This is a genomic window from Mycobacterium sp. NGS59 (assembly GCF_059812345.1).
In genome coordinates, this window is sequence record NZ_JCALCN010000007.1 from 166,589 (window position 1) to 188,274 (window position 21,686).

Below are 21,686 nucleotides of genomic sequence, written 5' to 3' on the forward strand. Positions count from 1 at the left end.
GTGGATCTTGAAGTTCTGGTGATCGGCGCCGGGTTCTCCGGGCTGTACATGTTGCATCGACTGCGTGAGTTGGGGCTGCGGGCCCGGGTGCTCGAGATGGCTGACGGAGTCGGCGGCACCTGGCTGGTCAACCGGTATCCCGGCGCGCGGTGTGACATCGAGAGCATCGAATACTCCTACAGCTTCTCCGAAGAGATTCAGCAGGAATGGGTTTGGACGGAGTCGATGCCGGCCCAGCCCGAGATCGAGGCCTACCTGAACTTCGTCGCCGACCGGTTGGACCTGCGTCGCGACATCGCGTTCAACACCAAGGTCATCGCGATGGACTTCGACGAGGAAGCCGCGGTGTGGATGGTACGGACTGAAGCGGGGGAGACGCTCACGGCGCCGTTCGTGGTGGCGGCATCGGGCATTCTCTCGGTCCCACTGGAGCCCGATATCGCAGGGATGGCGTCTTTCGCCGGAACCTCGCTGTATACCAGCCGCTGGCCGCGCGAGGGTTTCGATCTGACCGGAAAGCGGGTCGGCGTCATCGGCACCGGGTCCACCGGAGTCCAACTCATTCCGGTGGTGGCTCGGGAAGCTCAGCAGCTGACCGTATTTCAGCGTTCGGCACCCTACACACTGCCGTGGCGCGTGCACCGGTTCGAACCCGGTGAGCTGGACGAGATGAAAGCGCGTTACGGCGAGATCCGCGCCGCCCAGCGCGCGCACCCGATCGGTGCGGCACGGTTGAGCGCGTTCTCGGTGCTGCTGGAGATGCTGACCAGCCCGGCGCTGAAATCGGCAACCCGCGAGCAGCGGCTGCAGGCCATTGAGGAGAACGGCGTGCTGGGCGCACTGAATTGGAGCGACGTCTTCTTCGACATCGAGGCCAACCGGACGGCCGCCCAGCTCTACGGCGAAGCCGTGGCCCGCATCGTTGAAGATCCCCGGACCGCCGCCGCCCTCGTGCCCCGACATCCGTTCGCCTGCAAGCGCCCGATCATCGACCAGGGCTATTACGAAACGTTCAATCGGGACAACGTCACACTGGTCGACCTGCGCGACGACCCGATCCGGGAAGTGACGTCGGCTGGCATCCGGACCGTGGATGCGGACCACGAACTGGACGTGATCATCTACGCCACCGGATTCGACGCGATGACAGGTGCGTTGAGCCGCATCGACATTCGCGGTCGCGACGGGGTGTCGCTGCGTGATTTCTGGGCGGAGCAGGGCCCACTGTCCTATCTCGGGCTGGCGGTCGCCGGCTTTCCCAACCTGTTCACCGTGCAGGGCCCCGGCAGCCCCAGCGCGGCAACCAATTTCGTGGCGGCGCTGGAGCAGCACGTGGAGTGGATCGGCGACTGCATAGCCCACCTGCGGGCCAATGGAATCCGCGCCATCGAGGCGCTGGACAGCGCGCAGCAGGAGTGGATAGACCATGCCACGTCACTCGTGGCGCCGACGGTGCTGGTTCACCCGTCCTGCAACTCCTGGTACAACGGCGGCAATGTTCCCGGTAAGAAGCGGATGTACATGGGGTATACCGGCGGCATCCCCGAATACCGCCGTCGGTGCGACGAGATCGCGGCCGCCGGGTACACCGGGTTCGAACTGAGGTAGGTGATTGGTCGTGTCTTTGGCAACGCGCGGACTGGGCATAACCCGGGAGTTGAGCCTGATGCTGCCGCGTACGGTGGCCGGCGTCCGGGGTGGTCCGCTCGGGGTACGTCAGTTCGGCGAGGTGTTCCTGGACGAGTTTGTGCTGACCAGCTTTTCGATTCTCAACAACGGTGTGTTCAAGACGGTGCGATCACCGCAGACGTGCGCCGCGGCGGCCGAGGAGTTGTCGGCGCTGGGCATCGACGGGGCGCACGGCGACCCGGCGCCGTTGCGGGTGCACGGCATCAGGCGCCGGCGTATCGCCGGGTTGAACTATGAGCGGATGACATTCGAGCACGAACCCGCGCTGCCGCGGACCCTGGTCGAGCAGAACTTCGGCGGCCCGTCACGAGCCGCGGTACACCTGGTGCGGCACCGAGACGGTCCGCGTCCCTGGCTGATCTGGATCCACGGCGCCGGCCAGGGCGGTGCGGAAGACATGCTCCTGTCGCGCATCAACCGGATCCACCGCGGATTGGGATACAACGTCGCGATGCCGGTGCAACCCGGCCACGGCAGCCGGCGCGGGCATTGGCCGGCGTATCCGGACATGGATCCGCTGGGCAACGTCGCGGGCATGATGCGCTCGGTGTCGGAGATCCGTGCCATAGTGCGCTGGGCGCGCAGGCAGGCGACCGCCGTCGTGGTAGCCGGGGTGTCGATGGGCAGCCCGGTGGCAGCGCTGGTTTCCCACCTCGAGCGGGACGTCGACGCGGTCGCGCTCTACACGCCGATCCTGGGGCTCAACTCGATGATCGCCCGCCACCTGGGCAGGTCGGGTGCGTCGCGCAGCGACTACCGGAGATTGCTGCGGTCCGACGCGGTTTCACAGCTGACCTCGGTGATCGATCCACTGCAGGCCGACCCGGCGCCACCACCGAACCGGCGGTTGATCGTTGCCGCGCGGCACGACCGAATGGCGATGCTAGAGCCCGCGCTGGTGTTGCAGGAGAAGTGGGGTGGCCAGCTGTACTGGTATGCCGGGGGCCATGTCAGTCACATCTTCTCGCGTCGCGTGCAGGCGGTCTCCGAGCGGTTCCTGCGCGAAGTGCTTGTGTAGCCCTCGTAACGGCTTGCGCTCTGCGCGAGGGTCCCCAAAATGCCGGTGAAAGCGCCGTATTGCCGTGCATTTGAGGACACTCGCGCCACAAGCGGCTCGCGCCACAAGCGGCTCGCGTCAGCAGGCCTACGGCAGGATCACGGTGCGAAGCACGGGCTCGGCGACCGCCTGCCGCGTGGACAGCCCCCGCCGCAACGCATCGAGCAGCGCGTCGCGCGTCTCGCGCGGATCGATGAGCTCGTCGAACCCCATGTTCGCGGCCGAGCGATAGGACGCCTGCAGTTCGGCGTTGCGCAGCTTGGTGGACAGGTCCTCACCGGCGTGCGAGGCGCGGGTCAGCGCAGCCGCGCTCATCGCCCCCATGGTGGCACCGGGATAGGCGAAAGTGGCTGTCTGCTGGTCGAATCCGAGCAACGACATCACCATTGAGCCGAAGCCGTACGCCTTGCGCAGCGTCACGTGCAGCTTGATGGTCGTCGCCGCGGTCTGCGCGGCGAACATCCGCGCCCCGCTGCGCAGTACCCCCTGGCTCTCCGAACGGCTGCCCGGCAGCATCCCCGGATTGTCGGCCAGGAACACGATCGGCAGGTGGAACGAATCGGCCACCAGGATGAAATGTGCCGCCTTGTCGGCTGCGTCGGCATCGATAGACCCGGCCAACACCTGCGGCTGATTGGCGACGACGGCGACCGGGTGCCCGCCGAGGTGCGCCAACGCGCAGATGATCGCCTTGCCGAACGCCGGTTGAATCTCGAACCAGTCCGGGCGGTCGAACACCACGTCGAGCACCGCCCGCATGTCGTAGACCCGGCGGTTGTCGCGGGACACGATGCTCAGCAACTCCGGCGTCGGCCGGGGTTCGGAGTTTTCGTCGGGTTCCAGGGACGGCGGGTACGACCACGCGCTGGACGGGAAATACGACAGATAGCGCCGGATGTCGTCGAGCACGGCCTCGTCGTCCTCGCCGACGTTGTGGATCACCCCGCTGGGCAGCGCGACCGAGGGGCCGCCCAGGTCTTCTTTCGAAATGTCTTCGCCCGTCGACTCTTTGACGACCGGCGGACCCGCGGTGAAGATGGTGCCGTTTCGGCTCATGATCCGGAAGTCGCACACCGGGGCGACCAGGGCACCGTGTCCGGCGGACGGCCCGAGCACCGCGGCCACCGTGGGAACCCGCCCCGAACACTGCGTCTGGGCGAGCAGGTCGGTGGGACTGCGCCCGTAGTGCCCGCCGGTCGGGCGGAAGCCGGCGCCGTCGAGCAACATCACCATGGGCACCTTGTTGCGCAGCGCCAGTTCGGCGATCCGGTGGCGTTTGGAGTTTCCGCCCGGCCCGATGCTGCCGGCCAGGGTGGTGAAGTCCTCGGCGCCCACCATCACCGGTGCGCCGTCGATCAGGCCGGAGCCGGTGACGATGGCGTCGGCGGCTGTGTCACCTCCGACCAGGGTGCCGATTTCCCGGAACGTGCCGGGGTCCAGCAGCCGCTCGATTCGGGCGCGTGCGTCCAATTTGCCCTTGCCGCGGTGCTTGTCGAGACGCTCCGGTCCGCCCATCGCCCACGCGTGCTGTCGACGTCGGTCGAGGTCCGCGAGGGTCTCGTCCCAATCCTCGGGCTTGCCCATCCTGGTTACTGTAGTGGGTGCTGCCGGGCGTGACGTTGACCCTACCGAATTGCTTACTGTAACTTTTCCCTCATGTCGCGTGGGGGCCTCAAGATCGACGGAGGCATCCCAGCCAGACTGGACCGGACGGTCGAGGCCGCCGTCGCTCTGGAACGTAACGGCTATGCCGGAGGCTGGACGGCGGAAACCAGCCACGACCCGTTCCTGCCGTTGCTGCTGGCCGCCGAGCACACGTCGCGCATCGAACTCGGCACCAACATCGCGGTGGCGTTCGCGCGCAGTCCGATGACCGTCGCCAACGTGGGCTGGGATCTGCAGGCGTACTCCCAGGGACGATTCATCCTGGGCCTCGGCACTCAGATCCGACCGCATATCGAGAAGCGGTTCGGCATGCCGTGGAGTCATCCCGCCCGCCGGATGCGTGAGTTCGTCGCGGCGCTGCAAGCGATCTGGTCGACCTGGAAGGGTGGCGAGCGGCTGCAGTTCGAAGGCGAGTTCTACACGCACAAGCTGATGACGCCGATGTTCACCCCGGAGCCGATGCCGCACCCGCCGCCGAGGATTTTCCTGGCGGCGGTCGGGGAGGCGATGACCGAAATGTGCGGCGAGGTCGCAGACGGTCACGTCGGTCACCCGATGGTGTCGAAGCGGTACCTCGCGGAGGTGACGTTGCCGGTGCTGCAGCGCGGTCTGCAGCGCTCGGGCCGAGACCGCGCCGACATCGAGGTCGCCGCCGAAGTGATGGTGGCGACCGGCACAAACGAAGAGGAGTTGGCCACCGCAATCTCGGCCGCCCGCAAGCAGATTGCGTTCTACGGGTCCACACCGGCGTATCGCCCGGTTCTGGACCTGCACGGCTGGGGCGACCTGCACACCGAGCTACACCGGATGTCCAAGCAGGGCGAATGGGACGCGATGGCCTCGCTGGTCGACGACGAGATCCTCAACACTCTGGCAGTGGTGGGGCCGGTCGACGAGATCGCCGCCGCCCTGCGCAGCCGCTGCGATGGCCTCGCCGATCGGGTGTGGCCGATCTTCTATGCCGCTTCCCAGGACTGTATCAACGCCGCACTGAAGGAATTTCGCTGATGAGCACACCGGTAATGGACGAGGCCGCCAAGCTGCTGGCCGATCCGCAAACCTACACCGACGAGCGCCGTCTGCATGCCGCGCTGACGCACCTGCGTGCCGACGCCCCGGTCTCGTGGGTGGACGTCGAGAACTACCGGCCGTTCTGGGCTATCACCAAACACACCGACATCATGGACATCGAACGCGACAACACGCTGTTCACCAACTGGCCGCGGCCGGTCCTGACCACCGCCGCCGGTGACGACCAGCAGGCCGCCATCGGCGTCAAGACGCTGATCCACCTCGACGACCCGCAGCACCGTGACGTGCGGGCGATCGGCGCGAACTGGTTCCGTCCAAAAGCCATGCGGGCGTTGAAGGTTCGTGTCGATGAGCTGGCCAAGATCTACGTCGACAAGATGGCCGAGGTGGGTCCAGAGTGCGATTTCGTCCAAGAGGTCGCGGTCAACTATCCGCTCTACGTCATCATGTCGTTGTTGGGCATCCCGGAGTCCGACTTCCCGCGCATGCTCAAGCTGACCCAGGAACTGTTCGGCAGCGACGACACCGAGTTCAAGCGCGGCACCACCGTGGAAGACCAACTGCCGGTGCTGCTGGACATGTTCGGCTACTTCAACGACGTGACCGCCGCGCGTCGCGAACAGCCGACCGAGGATCTCGCATCGGCGATCGCCAACGCCCGCATCAACGGTGAGCCGCTGTCGGACATCGAGACGGTGTCCTACTACCTGATCGTGGCGACCGCGGGGCACGACACCACCAGCGCCACCATCTCCGGTGGCCTGCACGCGCTGACCGAGCATCCCGACCAGCTGCAGCGGCTACGCGACGACCTGTCCCTGCTGCCGCAGGCGACCGAGGAGATGATCCGCTGGGTCACCCCGGTCAAACAGTTCATGCGCACCGCCGCACGGGACACCGAAGTGCGGGGTGTCCCGATCGCCGCGGGCGAGTCGGTGCTGCTCTCCTACGTCTCGGGCAACCGCGACGAAGAGGTCTTCGACGACCCGTTCCGCTTCGACGTCGGCCGCGAGCCGAACAAGCACGTGGCGTTCGGCTACGGCGTGCACTTCTGCATGGGCGCTGCGCTGGCACGTATGGAAGTCAGCAGCTTTTTCAACGAACTGTTGCCCAGGCTGAAATCGATTGAGCTGACCGGTGATCCGCAATATGTCGCGACCACCTTCGTCGGCGGCCTGAAACACCTGCCGGTGCGTTACTCGCTTCGGTGAGCTATCCGAACAGCACCGTGCTGATCAGGTGAGTGTCGCAGTACTCCCGCCAATGGGCGACCTTGCCGTCGGCGAATCGGAACAGCCAGGAGTAGACATTGGCGTACTTCTTGCCGCTGTGCGCCGTGGCATTCGACTCGCCGAAGACGACTACGGAGTCGCCTTCGCTGACCGCGTGCTCGAAGGCGAAGTGCAGACCGTCCCTGGTGAAACTCGGGATGCTGCCGACGAAGTTGAGGAATTGTTCCCTGTCGAAATCGCTCGGCATCGGATCGCCAGAGGGCAAGTCGATCGGAGCGCGACGCATCGACCTGAAGGTGAAATCGTCGCTGATCATTGTCTCCACTGCGGCAGTATCACCATGCTCGGCTGCCCGCAGGAGATCTTGTGCCATCCGGCTACGCTGCTCGTTCGTCACGCGCTCCCTTTCGGTGCGAGGTGTGGCCTCGTCATTGTCACGCGCCGCACGCCCCGACGCCAGACTCAATACACCCGAGCGGTAAAAAGGTGTGGCCCAAGTCATAGACTCCCCACGGGAGGACAGCAGCCTAATGACCCCGAGGACGATCATCATCACCGGTGCCAGCGACGGCATCGGCGCCGCTGCTGCGCGCCGGTTGCGCCAACTCGGCGACAACATCGTCGTGGTCGGCCGGTCGCAGAGCAAGACCCAGGCCGTGGCCGCCGAGCTGGACGCAGACCATTTCGTCGTCGACTTCGCCGACCTGGCGCAAGCGCGGGCGCTGGCGGACAAGATCCGCTCCGACTACCCCAGGATCGACGTGCTGATCAACAACGCGGGCTGCATGGGCACCAAGATCCACATCACGCCGGACGGCTACGAACATACCTACCAAGTCAACTATCTGTCCCCGTTCCTGCTGACCACTCAGCTGATGGATGTGCTCGTCGACTCCCGCGCCACCGTCGTCAACACCACCAGCTCGTCGCATCTGCTGATACTGCGCGCCACCGTCGCCGATCTGGAGAACACGGCGCGGCGCCGTCCCAGCACCGCCTACGCACTGTCTAAGCTGGCGATCGTGTTGTTCACCAAGGAATTACACCGCCGGTACCACGGCCGCGGACTATCCGTCGCAACGGTCCACCCCGGCTACGTCAACTCCAACTTCGGTCCGGCCTCGGGATCGAAGACGCTGGCCTTCTCCAAGCGGTACCTGCCGACCGAGCGCTACACCGCCAGCTCGGAAGAAGGCGCCGAACAACTGATCTGGCTGGCCTCGACCCAACCCGGTGTGGCGTGGACGCCGGGGGAATATTATTCGCGGCATAAGGTCGCCAGGACCAACCGGCTGGCGAAGAATCCGCGGCTGGCCGGCGAGCTGTGGGACAGCACGCTGGCCAGGATCGCGACCTCGTGATGCAGGGCGCGAAGACGACCGCCCTGGTGACCGGCGGCGGGTCCGGGATCGGGCGCGAGGCGGCGACACTATTGCGCGAAGCCGGACACGACGTCGTCGTCTGGGACGTGTCCGGTGGTGACATCGCTTGTGACATCAGCGATTACGATGCGGTGCTGGCGGCGATGGAGCAGACCGTGCGCGAGCACGGTGTGCCCACCCGGGTCGTGGCGTCGGCCGGCGTCGGATCGTCGGGTCTGCTGCTGGAGTTGCCGCCCGCGGAATGGCAGAAGGTGCTCTCGGTCAACCTCACCGGCACCTGGTACACGATCCGCGCGGCCGCCCGGGCCATGATCGACGCCGAACTCGAAGGTTCGATCGTCGTGGTCTCCAGCATCAGCGGCACGGTGGCCGACCGGGACATGGGCGCCTACTGCGTGTCGAAGGCCGGCCTGGACATGCTGGTCAAGGTGGCGGCGGTGGAGTGGGGGATCCACGGTATCCGGGTCAACGCCGTCGGGCCCGGTGTCACGCGCACCCCCATGCTGCCCGACGCCGAAAAGTGGCCGGCCTGGGTCGAGGGCATGTCCAAACGAACGGCGTTGCGGCGCTTGGGGGATCCCGGCGACGTGGCCGAGGCTATCGTCGGCACCCTCGAAATGTCCTGGGTGACAGGACAAGTGATCCACGCCGACGGCGGGCTGTCACTGCACAGCCCGATCGACGCCTACGGGCAGGTCGAGAAGCTGATGCGGTTGAAGAAGCTACGCGAGCTGCATGCGGCAAAGCAGCAGGCCCAGGAGTCTTAGCCCCGAGAGTGAATTTCACGACGCACCGCCCGCGTGTCGCGTCGTCAGATTCACGGTCGGCGGTAAGGGTTTGGGTCAGACGATCCCGTAGTCGATGACACCGCGAACGATTTCGCCGTTGAGCAGGTCGGCGTAGGCCTGGTTGATGTCGTCTAAGGCGTACCGGCGGGTGATCATCTCGTCGAGCTGCAGCTGCCCGGTCTGGTAGAGCCGGGCCAACCGTGCGATGTCGGCCTTGGCGTTGCAGGAGCCGAAGATGGTGCCCGCCAACGTTTTGTTCATCAGGATGAAGTCCTGCAGGTTGATCTTGACCGATTGTTGCAGCTGCGAAGTCATGCCGGTCAGCACGCACGTCCCGCCCTTGCGGGTGAGTTGCACCGCGTCGCGGACATCGTCGGCGGTGATCAGTGACGGCGAGACCACTACGGAGTCGGCCATCACCCCGTAGGTGAGATCGCGCACCAGGTCCAGCGCCTCGGCGATCGAGGCGACGCTGTGCGTGGCGCCGAACCGCAACGCCGACTTCTGTTTGAACTCCACCGGATCGACGGCGACGATGTGCGCGGCGCCGTTGATCCCTGCTCCCTGGATTGCGCCGGTGCCGATGCCCCCGGCACCGATCACGACCACCACGTCCCCGCCGCGCACCCCGGCCCGGTTGGCGGCCGACCCGTAGCCGGTCGGAATGGCGCAGGACAGCAGCGCGCTGGGGACCAGCGGCAGCTGCGGCTCCAGCTTGATCAGCGAATTCACCGACACCACAGTGTGTTCGGCGAATGTGCCGACCTTGGCCAGATGGCCGAGCGGCCGGCCGTCGGCGGTGTGGTGACGGAAGGTGCCGTCGGTCGGCATCCCCGGGACCATGGTGCCCATGCCCTGGTCGCAGATGTACTCCATACCCGAGGCGCACCACCGGCATTGTCCGCATACCGCGACGAACGTCGTCACTACATGGTCGCCGACCGCGAAATCGGTTACCCCGGGCCCGATCTCACGCACCACGCCCGAGCCTTCGTGCCCGCCGATCATCGGGAACATGGTGGGCAGGCCCAACGCTTTCAGCACCTCGTTGGGTGCGGACATGTCGCCTTTGAGGATGTGGTCGTCGGAGTGGCACAGCCCGGCGGCCGCCAGCTGGACCAGCACCTCGCCGGCGCGGGGTGCGTCGAGTTCGAACTCCTCGACCGACCACGGCCCGCCGACGTCGTGCAGGATCGCCGCGCGGCTTCTCATGCGACCGGCCGGAATGTGACGGGAAGTTTGTTGGGGGAACGGAAGGTGAGGCCGACGATCTTGGACTCCACCCCGGTGCCGTCGTCTTCGACGAACCTCAGATCCTGGACGCGGTCGAACAGGCTGTTGAGCATGACCCGCGTCTCCAGTCGGGCGAGGTGCATGCCCAGGCACATGTGGATGCCGCCGGCGAAGGCGATGTGTGCCTGCCGGGGGCGCCGGATGTCGAAGGTATTGGGGTCGGTCCAACGCGTTTCGTCGCGGTTGGCCGAGCCCATACACATGTCGATCTGCGCGTCGGCGGGAATTGTCTTGCCGCCCAACTCGACTTCGCGTGTGGTGGTCCGCGTGACCATGGTCAACGGCGTCTCGTAACGCAGGCCCTCTTCCATCGCCATCGGGATCAGCGACCGGTCTTGATAGGCCATCGACAACTGCTCGGGGTGGGTCAGCAGGCAGTACAACAGGTTGCTTGAAGAGCGGTAAGTGGTTTCCAGTCCGGCGGGCAACAGCAGGCGCAGGAACGCGATGACGGCCTCGTCGGTCAGCTTCTCGCCGTCGATCTCGGCGGCGACCAGATCACCGATGATGTCATTGGTGGGCTTGCGGCGCCGCTGTTCGACCTGGTTGAGGAAGTAGCCGTGCAACTCGGCTGCGGCGGTCAGGCCGGCCATGATGTCGGTCGGGATCGAGATCAGATCCAGCGACAGCCGGCGGAACATGTCGAGATCTTCCGGCGGCAACCCGAGCAGCGAGGAGATGATGCGGGTGGGGAACTCGAAGGTCAGCGCCTTGACCAAGTCCGCCTCGCCGTGCTCCTTGATCTCGTCCACCAGCTGGTCGCAGACCGGCCCGATCACCGACGGCTCCCAGCGCTCCAGCGCTGTCGACCGGAACGCCTTGGCCACCAGGTTGCGATGGTCGTGGTGCTCCCGGCCACCCATCGCCAAGATGGTGTGGCCCATCACCAAGCCGATGGTCTCGTCGTACTTGGCTGAGGTGAACGTCTGGTCGTCGCGGAAGGCGTGGAAGACGTCGTCGTAGCCGAACAGGACCCACTCGTCGCTCGGCTTGAGTTCGTCGGGCAGCTGCTCGAGGTCCGAAAGGCCGCCGTGCCAGACGGGGTCGGTGCGCCGCATGTATTCGAAGAACGGGTACGGGCTGGTTTCACCGGTGAGGTCCAAGGCGACGGGCGCGCCGTTTTGGTCGGTGCTGAGCGTCATCAGGCGCTCCTCTCTGAGCAACCGAGTTAGCCCTTGCACATGGGCCGAAAGCGGAATGTCGCTATCATAATATAAATAGCAATCTAATCAACGAGCCGACCGATGACGAGGCGGTGATGCCCGGTGCAACGCCGTTTCGTGTGCTCGCTGGCCGAACTACCGCCCGGCGCGATGAAGCTCGTCGACGCCGGCAAGTTCGGCGTCGGCGTCTACAACGTGGACGGTTCGTTGTATGCGATCGTGAATTACTGCTCGCACGAAGGTGCCCCGCTGTGTCTGGGTCCGGTCGGCGGGACCAACGAACCCGCTCCCGGGGAACCCGGCGGCCTGCGCCGGGTGCGGGAGGGCCAGATTGTCCGATGCCCTTGGCACAATTGGGAATTCGACATCACCACCGGCCGCAACGTCGCCGACCCGAGTCGCCGTGTGCGCACCTATCAGGTCGATGTCACCGACGGGGAAGTGTATTTGACCGCATGACGAACCCGATCATCGATGCGAACGTCCAGCCGCACTTCCGCTACAACGCCGAGATCCGGCGTTATCTCCCGGCCGCCCACAAATTGCGCTCCATCCCCGACGTCGAGCAGCAGTGGTATCAGGCGCCCGGCGGCGACTACCGCGCCGACCTGTACGGCGACGGGTATCCGGGATCGGACCCCGACACCGTCGCGCGGCACCTGTTCGACGAAGCCGGCGCGAGCTACGCGATCCTGAACCCGCTGACCCGGGGCAACATTGCCGATTACCTGCTCAACAGTCGGATCTGCGCCGCAGTCAACGACTGGCTGCTGGATCGGTGGCTGGGGTCCGACACGCGTTTTCGCGGCACCATCCGGGTCAATCCGGAGGACCCCCGCGGCGCGGTCGCCGAGATCGAACGGCTGGCCGATCACCCGAAGCTGGTTCAGGTCGGCGTCCCGATGCAGTCACGCGAGCCGTACGGCAAGCCGATGTTCGAACCGATCTGGGAGGCCGCGACGGCGCATGGGCTGCCGGTGGCGGTGCATGTCAACGGCGGCAACGGCGTCGACCATCCGCCCACCTTCGCCGGGCACGCGCACACCTATCCCGGTTACGCAGCGTTCATGCCGCTGAACTATTTCGTGCACCTGGCCACGCTGATCGTCGAGGGTGTCTTCGGCCGCCATCCCGGGCTGAAGTTCGTCTTCGCCGACGGCGGATACGACATCCTCACCCCGCTGATGTGGCGGCTGGACACGTTCTGGTTGTCCATGCGCGACCAGACGCCGTGGGTGGACCGCTATCCCAGCGAATACCTTCCCGACCATGTCCGGTTCTGCACGTCGGCGTTCGACGGCGCCCCCGACGTCGGCCAGGCGCAGCGCTGGATGGACTTCTCTGGCAAGGCCGACCTGGTGATGTACGGATCGGGTTATCCGCACTGGTCGACGGCGCCGGCGGCTCAGACGGTCGACGGACTGGATCCTGAGCAGCGCGCGAAGTTGTTGTGGCGCAACGCCAGTGAGCTCTACGGGTTGGCAGTGAGTGAAGGAAGCGCATTATGACCGTCGTCGAACCTCTCGATGCCCGCGCGGACCAGCAAGAAATCGCCGTCACCGTCGTCGACACCGACGTGCACCCGTTGCCCGTGTCCGCCGACGTGCTCAAGTCCTATGCGCCGACCGAATGGGTGGACAAGATCTGGCCGACCGGCAACGCCGTCAGCCCGATCCCGCATTTCTACGACACGCCGGACTCCTACAAGACCTTCTCGTTGCGGATGGACGCCGCGCCGCCCACCGGGGGAGTTGCCGGCAGCGATCCGGACTTCGCCGCCCAGCAGCTGCTGGTCGACGCCGGCGTCAGCATCGCCTCGCTGGAGCCGATGTGTGACGCGCAGTTGCCGCAGGCCGAGCACGTGCTGAAGTCGACCTACAACGACTGGCTCGCCGACGTCTGGTTGGACAAGGGCAACGCGCACGGCCGCTGGCGCGGGTCCATCAGCGTCAGCGCGCAGACACCCGAGCAGGCCGCGCGGGAGATCGAACGGTGGGCGGGTAACCCGTTCATGTCCCAGGTGCTGATGACGCCTCAGACCCGCGGAATCCCTTTCGGCACTCCACATTTCGACCCGTTGTACGAGGCGGCGGCGCGCAATGGGCTGCCGGTGGCCACGCATTTGATGGGGCAGACGCCGTTCGAGTTGATCCCGCTGTACCCGGTCGGCAATCCCGCGCACTGGCACGACTTCTTCGCGTCCTGGCCGCTGCTGTACGTGTCGCACCTGATGAGCCTGGTGTTCGACGGCGCGTTCGACCGTCATCCGGACCTGCGGGTGGTGTTCATCGAGGGCGGCTTCACCTGGGCGATGCCGGTGATGTCGCGGATGGACCGAATCTGGGAGGCCCGTCGTGGCGACTTGCCGCAGGTGCGTCGGCGCCCGTCGGAGTATGTGCGCGAACACGTTCGGTTCACCACACAGCCTCTCGAGGACGCCGACACCGTGCAGTTCCGCGAGTACCTGGAAATGATGGACCTCGGCGACAACCTGATGTTCTCGACGGACTACCCGCATTGGAGCTACGACTCCCCGGCGTATGCGATCAACCGGTTTCCGCGTGATCAGCGGGATCGGATCATGCGCGGCAACGCGACCGCCCTCTACGGGTTGCCGTCAACCGTGAAAGCACTGCCGGGCGAGCAGGGGGGCGTTTCGCCGAGCGTGTAACCACTGTCAAATTCGTGCGGATTTTTCGCAGCAGTTACACGCTGGGCGACGATGTTTCGGTGACCGGCGGCGAGTGCTCGACCGGCGCAGGTCTACCTTGAGGGCATGACGCAGACGAATGTCACGCGCCCGCAGGGACTGGGCCGCATCGACCCGGCACTCCGAGACGCCGCCGAGAGGTTGGGCGTTGTCGAGTTCAGCGCCGACAGCCTGCCGGCCGAGCGCGCGCGGTTCGACCGGGAGGCCGCCGAGCGCGCCGCCGCCGTCGACACCACCGGGGTCAACGTCGAAGCCCGATCCATTCCCGGCCCGGACGGCGGCCAGCTCGACATCCGCCTGTATCGGGGCGCCGACACGTCGTCTGCGCTGCCGCTGGTGATCTATGCCCACGGCGGCGCTTTCGTGACCGGCAATCTGGACACCGACCACGCGCATTGCGTCGAGTTGGCCCGCGACTCCGGCACTTTGGTGGTGTCGGTCGACTACCGGCTGGCGCCGGAGCATCCGGCCCCGGCGGGGGTGCAGGACGTGGAAGCCGCGTTGTACTACGCGGTCGGGCAAGCCGAGGAGTTGAACGCCGACGCCACCCGGCTGGCGGTGATGGGCCGCGACGCAGGTGCTGCCCTGGTGGCCAGCGTGGCCCAACGGACGTTCGATGACGAGGGACCCAAGATCCTGGTGCAGATCCTGCACCAGCCGATGCTCGATTCCGATGCGACGCCGTCGCGGCGGGAGTTCCAGCGCACGCCCGGCCTCAACGGTCAGGCGGTGAGCCGGGCGTGGAGTCACTACCTGGGTCACGCTTCGGCCAACGGTCAGCACGTGCCCTCGCACCGGGCGAACTTGGAGGGACTGCCGCCGACGTTCGTCAGTTGCGCCGACGTCGACCCGTGCCGCGACGAAGCGATCGACTACGCGAACCGGCTGCTGCACGCTTATGTCCCCACCGGGCTGCACGTGATCGCAGCGACGTTCAACGGGTTCGACTCGGCAGTGCCCGATTGGGTTGTCTCGCAAGAGAACCGGGCGCTGCACGCGCAGTCGCTGCGGCGTGCGTTCGCTGTGTGAGAGACCTGACGGTGGCGATCCGCTGCGTCGCGCCGGCGCGCGGCCGGCGATCGTCACGGGATCTGATGGTGGCGACCCGCTGCGCCCGGCTGCGCCGCGCCGGCGATCGTCACTCAACCGGAGTGAACTTGGTGATCATCCACTTGCCGTCGAGCAGGTTCAGGGTCACCAGCACACTGCGGGGGGCTACCGACGGTTGTTCCGGATTCTCCTTGCTGGTGGTGCTTTGGTCGGCGAAGACCAGCACGATCGCCGAGGTGGGATGCAACTCCTGCACCGCCGCGCGCTTGACCTGAGTGGTGGTCTTGATCGACTTCTGCTTGGCGGCCGGCGTCACGACCTGCGAGGTGAACTGGTCGTAAAAGGACAGGAAATCCCCGGACAGATGCGACCTGGCATTGGCAAAGTCCTTGTCCAGCGAATCGGACGAATATGACAGCACCGCAACCGTTCCCTCCGAGGCCGCGTTGATCGCCGCTCGGGCCACGCTCTGGCTGGTCTGCTGATCTGGGCGGTAGTACTGGAAATACAGCCACGCCGTCATGGCAGCCGAAGCGAGCAGTAGCAGGACCAAGATCACCGGGATGGGTTTGACGGTGATCTGCCGGCGCCAGATGTCGCGCCACCAGTTCCGCTTGGGCGTGACTTCGCCGTCGGCATCTTCGGCGTCGGTCTCGGATGGTGGCACGACCACCACCTCGGTGGGCTCCTCGAGCCCGCTGTAGACGGTGTCGTCGTCCGCGACCGCGAAGGCGTCGTCGTCCGCGACGAACTCGTCGTCCGCGACGAAGTCGTCGTCCCCGACCGTGCCGTGGTCCCCGACCCTGCCGTCGTCCGCGACCCTGCCGTCGTCCGCGCCAAAGCCGGCGTCCCCGACGAAACCGGCGTCCCCGACGAAGCCGGCGTCCCCGACGAAACCGTCGTCCCCGACCCTGCCGTCGTCCCCGACGAAACCGTCCCCGCCCAAATCCTCGTCCCCGACCGCGTCATCGTCCGCGACGGTGCCGCCGGATTCAGCGTCGCCCGCCGCCTCGTCGACCTCACGCTGCGCTTCGGCGCTCTTGGCGAGGGCGACCGCGAACGTGGCGTAGTTGGAGCGCGCCGCGTCGGTGTCAGCGGCGTCGAGCCGCGCGGGTTCCTCGTCCGTCGCGGTGTCATCCACCACGGCTTCGGGGTCTGCGACGGATTCCTTTGGCGCGTCTTCGTCGGTCAGATCGACGTCGCGCACATCGTCGCTCACGGTACGAACTCAACTTTCGACACTTTGTACTGGCCGTCCTCCTCGGTCACGGTAACCCGCATGCGCCACGCGCGCGGTTCGTTCTTGCCGCCGCTGGAATTGGTGACCCGCGAGCTCACCGAGATCAGTACCTGCGCGGAGTGACCATCCATCGACTCGATGGCCGCCGCGTTCACGGTTCCCTCGGTGACCACCTTGGACTGTTCGACCACTTTCGTGAAATCGGCTGCGCGCTGCTGGAAGTCGTCCCGGAACTCACCAGTCGAATTGTCGATGACACGCTGCACATCCTGCTTGGCGCGGTTGAAGTCCAGCGAGGTCATGTACACCACACCTTGTTTGGCGCCGGCGATGAAAGCCGCTTCCCGCTGCTGCTTTTCGGTGCTCTCGTGGTGCCGCCACGCGAACACCCCGCTGAGCACCCACAACCCGAGGATCAGCAACACCGCCACGGCGGTGGCGATGGTGGACAGCTTCGGCACTCGCAACGACCTTCGCAGCCGCTCGCGCCGGGACGGCGGGGCAGCTGCGACGGGTTCGGATTCGTCGTAATTCTCCGACTCGTCGTACTCGTCGGGTTCGTATTCCTCGGTTTCGTCGTACTCCTCGGACTCGTCGTAGTCCTCGTAGTAGTCGTCGTCTTCGTCGTCGAACTCGTCGTCCTCGTCGAACTCGTCGGTTTCGTCGTCCATGGCGCCCAGCGCCTTGCGGCGCAACCGCGCCGCGCGGGCCTTCGCGCGTGCCGCGGCGGCCAACAGTTCGGCCTCGGCAGCTTCGGCTTCTGCCTCCTCGGCCAGCGCCAGCGCATCGGCTTTCGCGGTCACCGCAGCGTCGTCTGTCTCAGCCATCTCGGCTACCGCTCGTCATTATCGACTGAACTCCGGTATCTCTTACGGTATTGCCCATTGCTAACATCGGAGTCGCCAGCAAACCCCGACGAGGACCGATCAGGCGGATGACCCACCACTCCGACTTTCCCCCCGACTTCCCTCGCAGCAGCGAAGGAATGCCCGGGAAAGTCCGGCCGGCATCATGACCGCTGTCGACTCTCCCGAAAAGATACTCTTCACCACCACCACCCAAGCATTTCTGTCCAAACAGGCGTCCCTGCGTCACGTCCGCGACCTGCACGGCACCGGTGAATCGTTCCACCCGGAGTGGTGGCGGCGGGCCGCTGAACTGGGGTGGACGGGATTGCTGGTACCCGAGGAGCTGGGCGGCGGCAGCGCCTCGGGGGACGGGTTCACCGATCTGGCCTCGGTCGCCGAGATGCTCGGCAAGACGGTGGCGCCCGGGCCGTTGTACCCGGTCAGCACCGTGCTCGCCGGACTGGTCGGGTCGACCGATCGGGATTCCCACGCGGAGTTGATCGACTCGGTGGTCTCCGGTGAGACGGTGGCGTCCTGGGCGGTGGCCGAGCCGGGCCGCGGTTGGGCGCCGCTGGATCCGACCGTCACCTGCACTGCCGTAGCCGACGGGTACCGGATCGACGGCGTCAAGGACCGAGTCGAAGCGGGCGCCCAGAGCGCGGTGCTGCTGGTGGTGGCGCGAGACGGCTCGGACGAGGTGCGACAGTTCCTGGTCCGGACCGACGCCCCCGGCGTGCGGATCGTCCCGCAGCAGTCCATCGACCTGGTCAAGCAGTACGCGCGGGTGGAGTTCGACGGTGTGGTCGTCAACGGTGCCGCCGTCGTCGGCAGCGCCGCCGAGACTCCCGCGCTGATCGAGCGGCAGAGCCAGATCGCGCAAGTGCTGCAATGCGCCGAAGTGGTCGGAATCCTGCAGACGGTCTTCGATTTCACCGTCCAGTGGGCACTGGACCGGCATTCGTTCGGTCGTCCGCTGGCCTCCTACCAGGCACTCAAACACGGGTTCGCCGACATGAAGATGTGGCTCGAAGCGTGCCGCGCGACCACCGCCGCCGCCGTCGCCGACGTCGCCGCGCAGGCACCCGACGCCGGACTTTCGGCCAGCATCGCCAAGTCCTACGTGGGCGAACTCGCCGGGCAGATCGTGCAGCGTTGTGTGCAGATGCACGGCGGCATCGGCGTCACCTGGGAGCACGACCTGCACCTCTATCTGCGACGAGTTACGTTGTACCGCAACATGTTCGGCACCCCGGAGGAGCACAACATCCGGGTGTATCGGATGGCAAGCCGATGACCAACGCCGAGTCCGTCGCCGAATTCGCAGCCCGCGCCCGGGCGTGGCTGGCCGAGAACATGCCCAGCATCGATCCGGAAGTGCCGCCGGCCGCGCCGCGCGACGACGAGCGGTCCTGGCAGCGCGCCCGGGAATTGCAGAAACGGTTGTGGGACGGCGGATTCGCGGGCATCTGCTTTCCGCGTGAATACGGCGGTCTGGGCCTGGACTACGAATACCAGCGGGCGTTCGACGTGGAGTCCTACGCCTACGAAATGCCGTTGATCCTCAACGTGCCGACGTTCACCATCTGTTGCGCCACCCTGCTCGACACCGGCAGCGAGGAACAGAAGAAACAGCACATTGCCGCCGCGTTGCGCGGCGAGGAGATCCTGGTGCAGCTGTTGTCCGAACCCAGCGGTGGATCGGATCTGGCCGGGGTCATCACCCGCGCCGAACGACACGGCGACCGGTGGGTGATCAACGGCGCCAAGACCTGGAGCACCAGCGCGTTCGCCGCGGACTACGGGCTGTGTCTGGCCCGCACCGATTGGGATGTGCCCAAGCATGACGGTCTGACCATGTTCCTGGTGCCGATCAACCACCCGGGGATCACCCTGCGCCGCATCGTCCAGGTCAACGGTGGTGCGGAATTCTGCGAGGAGTTCCTCGATGGGGTGGACGTCGGCGACGACGCGGTGGTTGGCGAGGTGAACGACGGGTGGGCGGTCGCGTCACGGCAGCTCTACCACGAACGCCGCGCAGTCGGACAGGGCTCGGAGTTCGCCAGCGGCTCCGGGCACGAAGGCGGGCACACCACGCCGGTGGACTACGTCGACCTCGCGGCCCGGACCGGTCAGGCCGACGACGAACGCATCCAGGAGATGGCCGGCCGGGCACTGGTGCACCGCGCCGTGGCCGAGCAACTCATCGAGCACGTGTCCCGCAATGTCCGCGACGGCGGACTACCGCCCGCCGCCGGCAGCCTCATCCGGCTCTTCCACGCCGAGCACGTGATGTTGGAGATGGACATCGCGCTGGCGATCGCCGGCTCGGCCGGTGTGGTGGGGGAGTTCGGCGAAGGGCTGCAGACCGGCATCCGCTACCTGTCGCGGCAGTCGGTCGCCATCGGCGGCGGCACCACCGAGATGGCGCGCAACGTCATCGGCGAGCGGGTGCTCAACTTCCCGCGGGAGTACGCCGCCGACCGTGGGGTGCCCTTCAATCAGGTCCGGCACGGCAGCGCCCGGTAGGGCTCAGTCTTCGACCAGCACGCCTTCGGCGTCGCCCCCGCTGACCGGGATCTGAACCAGCGACAAGACGTGGTGTGCCGGGCTTCCCGGCGGAGCCACCAGCACGCAGTCACCGCCCTGTTTGCGAGCCCGTTCCCGAGCGGCCGCCAGCGCGCTGACCCCCGCCGAGCCGAGGTGGGTGACGGCGCTCAAATCGATGGTCAAAGACGCTATGCCGGAACGGCTTTCGACGGCGATCTGGCGGTCCAGGGTGGAAGCGGTATGCGCATCGACTTCGCCCCGTACGACGATGCGACCACCGTCGGACACCAGCGAGACGAATTCGCTGTCCACCGCACGCTGGTAGGAGACCCGGCTGACCACTGAGTCGCTCACGAAGTTGGCCGGACGGAAAAGGTGGTGGCTGAGCGTGGCGGTGGTGCCGCCGGGCCCATGGGTGACATGTGAATCGGTCACCAGCGCCTCGGCCATCGCCAAGCCGCGCCCGCGGCCGCGTTCGCCTTCGCGGTGATCCTTCCAGATGCCGCGGTCCATCACGACGGCCCGGAGCTGGCCGTCGCCGCCCAGTTCGGCGGTGACGACGATGCCGTCGGGAACCTCGGTGCGGTAACCGTGTTCGACCGCGTTCTCCACGAATTCGGAGATCGCATGCACCACGTCGGAGATGTCGTCGGCTACAGCGCCGATCTCCTTGAGCCACTCCCGCAGTCGGGCTCGGATCCCGCGCGCGGCATGGATGTTGGCATCGGCTGTGATGTGCAGCGGCGGGGTCGCGGCTCGGCGCTGCGCGGCGAGCAACGTGACGTCGTCTTTGTAACCGGTGGAGCGAAGGAGCAATTCGAGTGTCTCCGAACAAAGCCGGTCGATGGGCCGCGCGGGCGCATCGATCACGAAGCCGCCGGTGCCCGCCGCGATGCTGGCCGTCAGGTCGGCGAATTCCGTGGTGCTGGCTCCCAGTGGCCGCCCCGGACGTTCGATCAGGCCGTCGCTGTACAGCAGCACCGCGTGGCCGACGTCCAACGACTCGATGCGCGTCGGGAATCCGGTGCCGCTGCCCAACGGGGCACCCCCGGAAGGTTCCAGATACCGCGAGCCCCCCTCGGCCGTCACCACCAGCGGGGGCGGATGGCCGGCGGTGCAGTACTGGAATTCACCGGTACCGAGATCCAGCGAACCGATGCAGACGGTGGCCGACTTCGAACCCGGGACCTGCTCGTGGAACCGGTCCACCGCCTCGAGTGACTCGGTGATCGGTAGCCCCGCGGTGAGTTGCATCCGCAGTGCGGTGCGCAGTTGGGACATCACCGCCGCGGCCTCGACGCCATGGCCGACCACGTCGCCGACCACCAGTACCAGGCGATCGCCGAGCGCCAACGCGTCGAACCAGTCGCCGCCGGCGGCGGTGTCCTCGGCGGCCACCAGATATTCGGCGGCGACGTCGGCGCCGGGGATTATCGGCACCGACCGCGCCAACAGTGCCTGCTGCATGACGGTCGCCGAGTCGCGGACGTTGCGGTAGCGCTCCGACAGTTCCTCGACCTTCGCCTCGGCCGCCTGGCGCGCCTCGACCCGGGCGGTGACATCGTCGAAGAGCAGCTGGACGCCTTCGATCTGACCGGACAGGTCCCGGCGCGGTGTGACGACGAAGTCGAAGAAGCGCTCCTCGACCCCGGAGCCCTGCAGGTCGACCTGCAATCGCCACTCGGCGCCGGACTGCGGCACGCCCGAGTGGTACACCCGGTCGAACATGCCGAAGATCTGCTGGCCCTCCAGCTCCGGATAGACCTCTCGCGCAGGCTTGCCCACGAAGCTCATTGCCGGATTGAAGGCGCGAAAGGCCGCATTGGCTGCGATGAAACGGTGGTCAGGACCCTCCAAGCCGACCACCATCGCGGGAATGTTCTCGAAGATGCGTCGCACGTCCGCAGCCGTGCCCACCGTGTTGTCCCAGTCCTTATCGGCCGACATATTGGCCGTACCTCCCGCGGACCGATGTAGCAGATCCTGACGA

The 21,686-nt window shown here is 66.4% G+C and carries 19 protein-coding genes; 12 read left to right on the plus strand and 7 right to left on the minus strand.

From position 1 onward, the window contains the following. Positions 1-1,608: a flavin-containing monooxygenase gene (locus AC5Y46_RS10970; protein ID WP_499940943.1), complete on the plus strand. Its 1,608-nt coding sequence runs from the start codon at positions 1-3 to the stop codon at positions 1,606-1,608. A 10-nt stretch (positions 1,609-1,618) separates the two neighbouring features. Then, complete coding sequence (locus tag AC5Y46_RS10975; protein ID WP_499940941.1) at positions 1,619-2,707, plus strand: PHB depolymerase family esterase; 1,089 nt, start codon at positions 1,619-1,621, stop codon at positions 2,705-2,707. A gap of 126 nt (positions 2,708-2,833) precedes the next feature. On the opposite strand, the gene AC5Y46_RS10980 is transcribed toward AC5Y46_RS10975, so the two are convergent. Next, positions 2,834-4,330 (minus strand): acyl-CoA carboxylase subunit beta, encoded by a 1,497-nt coding sequence (locus AC5Y46_RS10980; RefSeq protein WP_499940939.1) that lies wholly within the window; start codon positions 4,328-4,330, stop codon positions 2,834-2,836. Between the two features lie 72 nt (positions 4,331-4,402). On the opposite strand from AC5Y46_RS10980, the gene AC5Y46_RS10985 reads away from it, so the two are divergent. Together AC5Y46_RS10985 and AC5Y46_RS10990 are read left to right on the plus strand one after the other, a co-directional pair. After that, entirely contained in the window at positions 4,403-5,419 is a 1,017-nt protein-coding gene (locus tag AC5Y46_RS10985; RefSeq protein ID WP_499940937.1) for an LLM class F420-dependent oxidoreductase, read from the plus strand. 14 nt (positions 5,420-5,433) lie between these two features. Continuing rightward, complete coding sequence (locus tag AC5Y46_RS10990; protein WP_499941383.1) at positions 5,434-6,654, plus strand: cytochrome P450; 1,221 nt, start codon at positions 5,434-5,436, stop codon at positions 6,652-6,654. A gap of 1 nt (position 6,655) precedes the next feature. Here AC5Y46_RS10990 and AC5Y46_RS10995 read toward each other — a convergent pair whose 3' ends face one another. Next, positions 6,656-7,048, minus strand: a complete 393-nt coding sequence (locus tag AC5Y46_RS10995; RefSeq protein WP_499940935.1) for a nuclear transport factor 2 family protein — start codon at positions 7,046-7,048, stop codon at positions 6,656-6,658. A 157-nt stretch (positions 7,049-7,205) separates the two neighbouring features. On the opposite strand from AC5Y46_RS10995, the gene AC5Y46_RS11000 reads away from it, so the two are divergent. Together AC5Y46_RS11000 and AC5Y46_RS11005 are read left to right on the plus strand one after the other, a co-directional pair. Continuing rightward, positions 7,206-8,036, plus strand: a complete 831-nt coding sequence (locus AC5Y46_RS11000) for an SDR family NAD(P)-dependent oxidoreductase (protein WP_499940933.1) — start codon at positions 7,206-7,208, stop codon at positions 8,034-8,036. Further along, positions 8,036-8,824 carry an SDR family NAD(P)-dependent oxidoreductase gene (locus AC5Y46_RS11005; RefSeq protein WP_499941381.1) on the plus strand — a complete coding sequence of 263 codons (789 nt, stop codon included), beginning with the start codon at positions 8,036-8,038 and terminating at the stop codon, positions 8,822-8,824. Before AC5Y46_RS11000 ends, AC5Y46_RS11005 begins: the two co-directional genes overlap by 1 nt. 75 nt (positions 8,825-8,899) lie before the next feature. On the opposite strand, the gene AC5Y46_RS11010 is transcribed toward AC5Y46_RS11005, so the two are convergent. Continuing rightward, positions 8,900-10,057, minus strand: coding sequence for a Zn-dependent alcohol dehydrogenase (locus tag AC5Y46_RS11010; RefSeq protein ID WP_499940931.1), 1,158 nt, complete (start codon positions 10,055-10,057; stop codon positions 8,900-8,902). Further along, a complete protein-coding gene (locus tag AC5Y46_RS11015) occupies positions 10,054-11,280 on the minus strand; it encodes a cytochrome P450 (RefSeq protein WP_499940930.1) in 1,227 nt (408 codons plus the stop codon). The genes AC5Y46_RS11010 and AC5Y46_RS11015 overlap by 4 nt, the downstream gene beginning before the upstream one ends. A 123-nt stretch (positions 11,281-11,403) precedes the next feature. Between AC5Y46_RS11015 and AC5Y46_RS11020 the strand changes: the two genes are divergently transcribed. The 4 genes from AC5Y46_RS11020 to AC5Y46_RS11035 all read left to right on the plus strand — a co-directional run bounded on the left by AC5Y46_RS11020 (position 11,404) and on the right by AC5Y46_RS11035 (position 15,040). After that, positions 11,404-11,760, plus strand: a complete 357-nt coding sequence (locus AC5Y46_RS11020; RefSeq protein ID WP_499990997.1) for a Rieske (2Fe-2S) protein — start codon at positions 11,404-11,406, stop codon at positions 11,758-11,760. Then, a complete protein-coding gene (locus AC5Y46_RS11025) occupies positions 11,757-12,809 on the plus strand; it encodes an amidohydrolase family protein (RefSeq protein ID WP_499990999.1) in 1,053 nt (350 codons plus the stop codon). Before AC5Y46_RS11020 ends, AC5Y46_RS11025 begins: the two co-directional genes overlap by 4 nt. Further along, positions 12,806-13,972, plus strand: a complete 1,167-nt coding sequence (locus tag AC5Y46_RS11030; RefSeq protein ID WP_499991000.1) for an amidohydrolase family protein — start codon at positions 12,806-12,808, stop codon at positions 13,970-13,972. The genes AC5Y46_RS11025 and AC5Y46_RS11030 overlap by 4 nt, the downstream gene beginning before the upstream one ends. A gap of 105 nt (positions 13,973-14,077) precedes the next feature. Then, entirely contained in the window at positions 14,078-15,040 is a 963-nt protein-coding gene (locus tag AC5Y46_RS11035; protein WP_499991001.1) for an alpha/beta hydrolase, read from the plus strand. A 109-nt stretch (positions 15,041-15,149) separates the two neighbouring features. Here AC5Y46_RS11035 and AC5Y46_RS11040 read toward each other — a convergent pair whose 3' ends face one another. Together AC5Y46_RS11040 and AC5Y46_RS11045 are read right to left on the minus strand one after the other, a co-directional pair. Next, complete coding sequence (locus AC5Y46_RS11040; RefSeq protein WP_499991063.1) at positions 15,150-15,734, minus strand: Rv1363c family protein; 585 nt, start codon at positions 15,732-15,734, stop codon at positions 15,150-15,152. A 542-nt stretch (positions 15,735-16,276) separates the two neighbouring features. Further along, positions 16,277-17,128 (minus strand): Rv1363c family protein, encoded by an 852-nt coding sequence (locus AC5Y46_RS11045; protein WP_499940922.1) that lies wholly within the window; start codon positions 17,126-17,128, stop codon positions 16,277-16,279. 184 nt (positions 17,129-17,312) lie between these two features. Between AC5Y46_RS11045 and AC5Y46_RS11050 the strand changes: the two genes are divergently transcribed. Then, entirely contained in the window at positions 17,313-18,443 is a 1,131-nt protein-coding gene (locus tag AC5Y46_RS11050; protein WP_499940920.1) for an acyl-CoA dehydrogenase family protein, read from the plus strand. Next, positions 18,440-19,675 carry an acyl-CoA dehydrogenase family protein gene (locus AC5Y46_RS11055; RefSeq protein ID WP_499940918.1) on the plus strand — a complete coding sequence of 412 codons (1,236 nt, stop codon included), beginning with the start codon at positions 18,440-18,442 and terminating at the stop codon, positions 19,673-19,675. Before AC5Y46_RS11050 ends, AC5Y46_RS11055 begins: the two co-directional genes overlap by 4 nt. Before the next feature lie 3 nt (positions 19,676-19,678). Here the strand turns inward: AC5Y46_RS11055 and AC5Y46_RS11060 are convergent, their stop codons facing one another. Beyond that, positions 19,679-21,643, minus strand: a complete 1,965-nt coding sequence (locus AC5Y46_RS11060; RefSeq protein ID WP_499940916.1) for a SpoIIE family protein phosphatase — start codon at positions 21,641-21,643, stop codon at positions 19,679-19,681. Positions 21,644-21,686 lie beyond the last annotated feature (43 nt).

Coding starts and splice junctions, on each gene's coding strand:
- AC5Y46_RS11015 (WP_499940930.1), bottom strand. CDS start 11,280: ATGACGCTCAGCACCGACCAAAACGGCGCGCCCGTCGCCTTGGACCTC.
- AC5Y46_RS11060 (WP_499940916.1), bottom strand. CDS start 21,643: ATGTCGGCCGATAAGGACTGGGACAACACGGTGGGCACGGCTGCGGAC.
- AC5Y46_RS10995 (WP_499940935.1), bottom strand. CDS start 7,048: ATGGCACAAGATCTCCTGCGGGCAGCCGAGCATGGTGATACTGCCGCA.
- AC5Y46_RS11050 (WP_499940920.1), top strand. CDS start 17,313: ATGACCGCTGTCGACTCTCCCGAAAAGATACTCTTCACCACCACCACC.
- AC5Y46_RS11000 (WP_499940933.1), top strand. CDS start 7,206: ATGACCCCGAGGACGATCATCATCACCGGTGCCAGCGACGGCATCGGC.
- AC5Y46_RS11030 (WP_499991000.1), top strand. CDS start 12,806: ATGACCGTCGTCGAACCTCTCGATGCCCGCGCGGACCAGCAAGAAATC.
- AC5Y46_RS11055 (WP_499940918.1), top strand. CDS start 18,440: ATGACCAACGCCGAGTCCGTCGCCGAATTCGCAGCCCGCGCCCGGGCG.
- AC5Y46_RS11035 (WP_499991001.1), top strand. CDS start 14,078: ATGACGCAGACGAATGTCACGCGCCCGCAGGGACTGGGCCGCATCGAC.
- AC5Y46_RS10980 (WP_499940939.1), bottom strand. CDS start 4,330: ATGGGCAAGCCCGAGGATTGGGACGAGACCCTCGCGGACCTCGACCGA.
- AC5Y46_RS11025 (WP_499990999.1), top strand. CDS start 11,757: ATGACGAACCCGATCATCGATGCGAACGTCCAGCCGCACTTCCGCTAC.
- AC5Y46_RS10985 (WP_499940937.1), top strand. CDS start 4,403: ATGTCGCGTGGGGGCCTCAAGATCGACGGAGGCATCCCAGCCAGACTG.
- AC5Y46_RS11010 (WP_499940931.1), bottom strand. CDS start 10,057: ATGAGAAGCCGCGCGGCGATCCTGCACGACGTCGGCGGGCCGTGGTCG.
- AC5Y46_RS11045 (WP_499940922.1), bottom strand. CDS start 17,128: ATGGCTGAGACAGACGACGCTGCGGTGACCGCGAAAGCCGATGCGCTG.
- AC5Y46_RS11005 (WP_499941381.1), top strand. CDS start 8,036: ATGCAGGGCGCGAAGACGACCGCCCTGGTGACCGGCGGCGGGTCCGGG.
- AC5Y46_RS10990 (WP_499941383.1), top strand. CDS start 5,434: ATGGACGAGGCCGCCAAGCTGCTGGCCGATCCGCAAACCTACACCGAC.